The following is a 6897-nucleotide window of genomic DNA, read 5'->3' on the forward strand; positions in this document are numbered from 1 at the left end:
GGGGTTCAGCGCGACGAAGGCAGCGTTCAGCGCCGTCATCTGCGCAGTGTCGAGCCATGCAGGCATTTGGCAAGTCCCACGCCCGTGTTGAGCGACGACCTCGGCTTCAATGGCGCTCGGTCGGGGCGGTCGTCGGCTGCGGGCGCGGACGTCGCCGAGCCGGAAGGCCGAGTAGACTTCCAGATTTGCCTGCGACGCGAACCCGAGTAAGGATTTCAGCGATGCGCCGGAGCTTGCGACTCGCGCTGCCGGTGCTGCTCACCGCGTGCTCGACCGTGCTCGGCATCGACGGCGAGTTCGATGACGCACCGGGAGCGGACGCCGGCAGCGTTGCCAGCGGTGGCAACGCCGGCACCGGTGGCAAAGGCGGAACTGCCGGCGCGGGCGGTGTGAGCGGCGGCGGCGCGGGCGGTGTGAGCGGCGCTGGCGGCGGCGCGGGCGGCGGCGCGGGCGGTGTGAGCGGCACGGGAGCGTCGGGTGGGTCGGGTGCGACGGGCGGAACCGGCGCCGGCGGAAGCACTGGCGGGACGGGCGGGGGCAACGTCGGAGAGATCTGTGGCAACGGTATCGACGACGACGGGGACCAGAAGATCGACTGCGCGGACACGGAGTGCGCGACGTCGAAGTGCGTGCCCAACGTCCCCATTGGTTGGACCGGGCCGGCGCTCATGTGGACGGGAGGCCCCACGGCCGCCCCCCCCACATGCCCCGGGGGCACGACGCCCGTCGTGACCTACGCGGTCGACGCCCCGAACGCCGATTGCACGGCGGTGACGTGCAGCTGCAAGGGGTCCGGCTCGTGCACCGCGAGCGCCACGGTCACGCACTATGGATCCCCAAACTGCAGCGCGGGGAAAGTGGCCTCGACGATGGTCCTCACGAACACGTCTTGCACGCCGTACGCCATGACTGAGGCCGCGTTGGGCGGCGTGACGGTCGCTTACGCGACCAACAACGGGCAAACCTGCGCGGCGCAGACCACGGGCTCGGGAAATGTGCCCCCGGCCTCTCTCTCGGAGCGACTCGCGCTGTGCCCGATTCTGGGAGGCGCCGGAGGTTGTTCTACAGGGGGCTGCGTCACGCCGACGACGAGCCATCCCAAGGTGTGCATCCGCCGAGCCGGCAACTTGGGATGTCCCAGCAGCTATCCGAACCAGACTCTTGCGGGGCAGAGCATCTCCTCCGACAGCCGGGGCTGCTCGCCGTGCAAGTGCGGCACGCCGTTCTGTTTCCCCACGGTGAAGGATCACCCGAACGGGACTTGCGGCCCGAGCAGCTCTGTCTACGAGACCTGCACTTCGGCTTACGATCCGACGGTGTTGAACCGCAGCCTGAAGCTCTCCATCGACCCTGGCGCCTGCGGAGTCTCCGGGGGTACGAGCACCGGTAGCATCAACGTGGCCGGCGCAACGACGATCTGCTGCCTCTAAATGACCGGTCGCGATTGTCGATCGCGGACGGCTGTTAGGAGTTGAAGTTGCCCCCCCACGCCCGTGCTCGGCTGCGCCTGCGCGCGGGCTTCCCCCCCAAATCGGCCGCTGCGCGGCCTCAGGGGGGAAAACGTCGTGGGATGGATTGGAAAAGTTGGGAACCATCGACGATGACGGAGTTGCAAGACAACCAACATCGGAGGTTCCCGTGGGCATCTTACCGCGTTTGCCGCGACACGAACGACGACGATTGCTACACATCGGGCGCAGCAGTGGCGACCCCGCCACAGCCCTGCGATTTCAGGCCGTTTACAAGCTGCTCTGCGGTCAGCGCACCGTCGCGGTTGCTCGTGCGCTCGACCTTGCCGTTTCGACCGTCGTCAAGGCCGCGAATCGATTCTCCGAGCAGGGCATCTTCGGCCTCTACGACCAGCGCAAAGGAAACGGGGCGCCCAAGGTCGATGCTGACTTCCGCGACGAGCTCTGGCGGGTGCTCGAGCGCGTTCCCCTCGACTTCGGCTGGGAACGTCCCAGCTGGACCCGCGAGCTGCTCTGTCTCGAGTTGGAGCGGCGCGGCTTCGGCCGCATTGCCGTTTGCACCATGGGCCGCGCACTGCGCGCGATCGGGGCGCGACTCGGCGCCCCAAAGCCCATCGTGCTCTGCCCCTGGCGCAAGGCCAAGCGCGAGCACCGCCTTCGCGCGCTTCGGCGCCTGGCGGAGACCGCATCTGCCCGGCAGCCCGTCTTCTACTGCGATGAGGTCGACATCCACCTCAACCCGAAAATCGGCCGCGACTGGATGCTCCCGGGGTCCAACGCCGGGTGGTCACGCCGGGCAAGAACCATAAGGCCTACATCGCCGGCGCTCTCGACGCCCGAACCGGCCAGCTCGTCTGGGTCGACGCCGAGAGCAAGGCGAGCTGGCTTTTCTGCAAGCTCCTCTGGCGCTGGTGGAGCAGAACCCGCAAGCCCGCACCATCCACCTCATCGTCGACAACTACGTCATCCACAGCAGCAAGGTCACACGCGAGGTCCTCGCTCACTTCGCCGACAAGATCCAGCTACACTTCCTGCCTCCCTACTGCCCGGACGCCAACCGCATCGAGCGCGTTTGGCTCGACCTCCACGCCAATGTCACCAGGAACCATCGCTGCGTCACACTTCCCGAGTTGATGCGCCATGTCCGACGCTTCCTCAATGACTTCAACCGTCGCCACACTCGCGGCCTCGCGCTGCGGCGGGCGGCCTGACGCAGCCGATCGCAAATCGCTACGCGAATTGCGATCGGTCATTTAGCTGGCTCATTGCCGGTGGCCGAGCCGTCCGATGACGCCGTTCCGTCGGCGCCGCGGGAGCTCAGGGCGGCGATACCGGCTCGCTCGAGATCGTCTTCTCGTCCACCCAGAACACCTCGCCCCCATCCACTGTGAACGCACTCGGTTGGTTGGTGTCGATGCCGTAGTGTTTGGCCGCGGTCAGGTCTTTCCGTCCGGGCATCACCGACGCCACCCCGCCGCGGCCGCTGGTGCTCAGCTCGAAGTACACGGCGCTGCCGTCGGCTCGCACCTGCCTCGCGCTCCAGTTACGCCCTTCGATGCTGGTCTGGTCACCCCCCGCAAGCGGGAGGAAGCTCGCCCGCAATCTTCCATCGGCCACGTACAAGTATGAACCGATCCGGGCCAGATCGTAGGGCGCCATCACGTTGCTGATGAGACGCGTCTGGCCCGTCGCACGCACTCGCTCGTGCACCGGGCCCGATCTCGCCGTGAAGTACACGAAGTCACCGTCCACCAGGATGTGGGCCACCTCGCGGGTCTCGTCGATCTGCCGAAAGACAGCGCCGTCGCTGCGGAAGAGACCGTCCGTCTTGCCGATCAGGACCTCGTCCCCATCCAGCGCGAAGCAGTACATGTCTTCGGCCAGGCGCTCGGTCCTTTCGCCTTCGTGGCGCTCGAGCACGCGGGGGTGGCCCGGGTCGTCCGCCAGTCGAAGCACGTAGAGGGCGGCTCCCTTGGACTGAAAATCCAGGATGGCTCCCTGCTTGGACTCGAGCGCCAGGCTCACGGCACCCCCGGCCTTCGGCACACCAAGCAGCAGCTTCCCGGCCGCAATCAACAGCTGGTCGCCGCTCGGGCGTACGACGGACACGTCCACCAATCGCTCATCGTGGGCAACCGTGCGGCGCCGGGTCGAGACTTCGCACATGCCGGGCAGCGGATTGACCTCGAGCTGCGTTCCGATCTGGGCTCGGCGCGGTCGAAGCTCGGAGCCAATGCCGTGCGGTAGAGTCGTTTCAGCTTTCCCCGGCGCGAGGCGCGAAAACCGGTTCTTGGCCGATCAGATCGGCGCCGCGTACGACCTTCAGCTGCGCGGGCGCGCGCATGCGTTCGGGCGTGCCGACCGGGCGATCGAGCCCGAATTCGAGCACGTCACCGCCGCTCTCGTGCTTCACGCGCGATGCAGCGGGTGTTGGCGACCGGGACCCAGGCATACCTGGCGTCGGATATCGGGCCCGTCTCGATCGCCGTCCCCATGACGGCGGCTGCCACGAACACCGCCAGCCCCACGATGGGTGACAGGAGCACGACGCCAAACGCAGCGGCACCTGCCGACAGCGCGCCGCGATCGAGGGCGCGCGCTTCGCCCCGCACCTGCTCGACGAGTTGCCCGACTGCCTCCTGTCTCCGCGCTCCGTACCCGGACAACAGCTTGGCCGAGACGAGGTTGTCCGCCTGACAAAACCCGCAGCGCGCGAGGCCCTGCCCGCCCTGGACCTGGAGCGGTCCACCGCAGACGTGACACCTCGCCGGGTGCCCCTCGGCGATCGGCGGAGCCGCGGCGCAGCGCTCCGCAAGCGCAACGCCACGACGGTAGACATGGCGCAGCGCCAGGGCCGAGGCGCCGACCCCGAGCACCAACGGCAGCATCCCCGTCACCGCCAGGAGCACGGGGGCAGGCTCGAAAGACCCGGCCGAGACGACGAAAAGGACCCCGCCGCCAGCGAGCAACACGAGCGGCAAGAGCACCGCTCCGAGCCCGACGGCAATGAACACGAAGTAGGAACGCGCGCTCTTCACGTTGAAGCGTTGCGCGCCTGTGAGCTGGCGATCCGCCGCGTCCATCTGCCACAGAGCTGCGACCGCAAGCCGAAGCTGCGCGCTGATTTCGGGGCTCGGTGGACCCTGGTAGTGGCAGCTACTGCAGGCCGCGAGCTCCGGTGTCACGAGCGAGACGGGCGCGGGCGCGCCGCAGCTCGGACACTGGGCAGACAGCATGGTCGGCCGATTGTGGACCGCGTCGGGTCGAGAGTGAAGCGCATTGGCGCTCGAGCAGCGCGCACGGAGTCTGGGTGGCCACCGCAGGTTGACGCTGCTTCATTTTCACAGAGGTGGCGTCGTCAGCGAGGACTAGGCTCGGGTGCAGGGACTCACGCGCCAGCACGATTGGGAAGAGACGCGGAACCGTTCATCGGAGGATCTCATGGCAGTGAGCGCGAAGAAGACGAAGAGGAAGACGAGACGAACGGAACGACCGCGGCCACAGCGGCGGCGAAGACCCTTCGGGATCCGAAGGCCACCAAGGCCGGCAAGACCGCAGCAGCAAGTGCCCTCTCCCAGACGGGCCGCGCCGCGCGAACGGGGCCGAAGGCCGCCAGCGCCGCCGGCCGGGCTCTCACCGGCGAAAAAACGACTCCGCGCGGGCGGCGTGCCGCTGCGAGTGCGCTGGCGCAGACACCTCGACGAAAGAAGAAGTAGTCGGACTGGCACCCGCCCTGCCCTTGTGTCGGGGCGCCCCAGCGGTTGGCCGGCGAACGTCGAGCACCTGCGCCTGAGCAGACCCAAGGCCGACCTGCTGGCAAGCCTGGCGGGGCCGCGAACAACATGACACGCTCTGTCATCGTGATCGGGCCCGAGCGAGAGACCTGCGCCGCCGCGCTGCTCGAGCTGCCGCTCTTCCCCTGCCACGGGTGGTGCTCTTCCCCAAGGCCACGCTCCCCCTTGCACGTCTTCGAGCAGCGTTATCGCAAGATGCTCGCCACCTGCCTGGAGACCCACCGGATGCTGGCGGTGGTTCTGGTGCCGAGCCCACACCCCGTCGATCACCACGGCCATCCGGGCATCGCCCGCATCGCGAGCGTGGGTTTCATCACGGAGCACCAGTCGCTGCCGGATGGCCGCTCCAACCTGCTGTTGGTAGGTCAGGCTCAGGTGTCCCTCGAGGAGTTACCGTTCGAGGCCCCCTACCGTCGCGCGCGCGCGACGCTGCTACACGACGTGGCAACGGCGGTCGCCGCGGCGGATCTCTCGGCCCTGGTGCACACCGCCACCACCTTCGCGTTCGAGGTGAGGAGGCGGGAAGCGGGCTTCTCGTTCCACCTGCCGCCCGACGCGACTCCTGGAGAGCTGGCCGACGCTTGCGCGCAGCATCTCGTGATCGACTCCGAGCTACGCCAGCGCGCCCTCGAGACACTGGATGTGCGCGAGCGAGTGCGCCTGGTGACAGGCGAGCTGGCCTCGCAGCGCGCCGCGCTCTCGAGCGCCCCCCGCGCATACGCTCAACTGAACGGAACCGCAGCAACCCGTATGCTTTTCATGCGGCTACTCCCCAGAAGGGGTACCCTGCCCGCGCGTGCCCAGGCAGGACGAGCTCCGCGCGCTGTTCGACGCGATGAATGAGGGGGTCGCTGGCCACGAGCTGGTCCGCGATGCGTCCGGGCGTGTCCACGACTACCGAGTGCTCGCGGTCAATCCGGCGTTCACTCGCCACACCGGGCTGAGCGCCTCCGCGGTCGTCGGTCGCCTCGCGAGTGCGGCCTTCGGAAGCTCGGAGCCGCCGTTCTTGTCCACCTACCAGCGTGTGGCGGAGACCGGCGTACCCGAGACCTTCGAGGCGTACTTCGAGCCGCTCCGCCGCCACTTTCGCATTTCGGCGTTCCAGACCGGACCCGACGCCTTTGGCACGGTGTCGCGACCAAGGCTCGGGAGGCAAGCGCCCGGCTCAACGAGGCCCGGCTGCAAGCGCTGCACGACTCTGGCACGGCTGCGCACCGCGGACGAAAAAGAGCTCATCGATTTCGCGCTGGAGTCGGCGGTCGCGCTCACCGGCAGCGAGGTCGGGTATCTGCATTTCGTCGACGACGATCAGCAGAACCTCACCCTGTACACCTGGTCCGAGCGCACCCTACAGAACTGCAGCGTCGGTACCGAGCGCCACTACCCGCTCTCCCTCGCCGGCATCTGGGCCGACTGCGTGCGGCTGAGGCGCCCCGTCATTCACAACGACTACGCGACAGCCGAGGGAAAAAAAGGCCTGCCGGAGGGCCACTTCCCGCTGGTCCGGCACCTGAGCACCTGCGTGGTGGAACGCGACAAGGTGACCGTCGTCGCGGGCGTGGGCAACAAACCCACACCCTATCAGGACGACGACGTCCGGCAGCTGCAGCTGTTTCTGGACGGCGTCTGGGATC

The 6897-nt window shown here is 67.9% G+C and carries 8 protein-coding genes and 1 pseudogene; 6 read left to right on the forward strand and 3 right to left on the reverse strand.

Going from position 1 to position 6897, the window contains the following annotated elements; translation table 11 throughout:
* The first annotated feature begins 221 nt into the window (after positions 1–221).
* From IPI67_31090 to IPI67_31100, 3 genes and pseudogenes are all read left to right on the forward strand, one after another.
* The gene (locus IPI67_31090; protein MBK7584620.1) at positions 222–1430 is read left to right on the forward strand and encodes a hypothetical protein; all 1209 of its coding nucleotides are present in this window, start codon (positions 222–224) and stop codon (positions 1428–1430) included.
* A gap of 163 nt (positions 1431–1593) precedes the next feature.
* Positions 1594–2238 (forward strand): annotated as a pseudogene (locus IPI67_31095) (helix-turn-helix domain-containing protein).
* A gap of 142 nt (positions 2239–2380) precedes the next feature.
* Positions 2381–2680 (forward strand): transposase, encoded by a 300-nt coding sequence (locus tag IPI67_31100; protein ID MBK7584621.1) that lies wholly within the window; start codon positions 2381–2383, stop codon positions 2678–2680.
* Between the two features lie 106 nt (positions 2681–2786).
* Here the strand turns inward: IPI67_31100 and IPI67_31105 are convergent, their stop codons facing one another.
* The 3 genes from IPI67_31105 to IPI67_31115 form a co-directional block, all read right to left on the reverse strand.
* On the reverse strand, positions 2787–3635 hold the full coding sequence (locus IPI67_31105) for a hypothetical protein (GenBank protein MBK7584622.1): 849 nt from the start codon (positions 3633–3635) through the stop codon (positions 2787–2789).
* Between the two features lie 88 nt (positions 3636–3723).
* Positions 3724–3882, reverse strand: a complete 159-nt coding sequence (locus IPI67_31110; protein ID MBK7584623.1) for a hypothetical protein — start codon at positions 3880–3882, stop codon at positions 3724–3726.
* Positions 3860–4705 carry a hypothetical protein gene (locus IPI67_31115; protein ID MBK7584624.1) on the reverse strand — a complete coding sequence of 282 codons (846 nt, stop codon included), beginning with the start codon at positions 4703–4705 and terminating at the stop codon, positions 3860–3862. The genes IPI67_31110 and IPI67_31115 overlap by 23 nt, the downstream gene beginning before the upstream one ends.
* Before the next feature lie 168 nt (positions 4706–4873).
* On the opposite strand from IPI67_31115, the gene IPI67_31120 reads away from it, so the two are divergent.
* From IPI67_31120 to IPI67_31130, 3 genes are all read left to right on the forward strand, one after another.
* Positions 4874–5185, forward strand: a complete 312-nt coding sequence (locus IPI67_31120; protein ID MBK7584625.1) for a hypothetical protein — start codon at positions 4874–4876, stop codon at positions 5183–5185.
* Positions 5186–5311: 126 nt separating this feature from the next.
* Positions 5312–6106 (forward strand): LON peptidase substrate-binding domain-containing protein, encoded by a 795-nt coding sequence (locus IPI67_31125; protein MBK7584626.1) that lies wholly within the window; start codon positions 5312–5314, stop codon positions 6104–6106.
* On the forward strand, positions 6060–6897 hold an 838-nt coding region (locus IPI67_31130; GenBank protein MBK7584627.1), incomplete at its 3' end, for a GAF domain-containing protein. The genes IPI67_31125 and IPI67_31130, both read left to right, overlap by 47 nt.

The organism is Myxococcales bacterium (assembly GCA_016706225.1).
In the GTDB taxonomy this organism is placed as follows: domain Bacteria; phylum Myxococcota_A; class Polyangia; order Polyangiales; family Polyangiaceae; genus JADJKB01.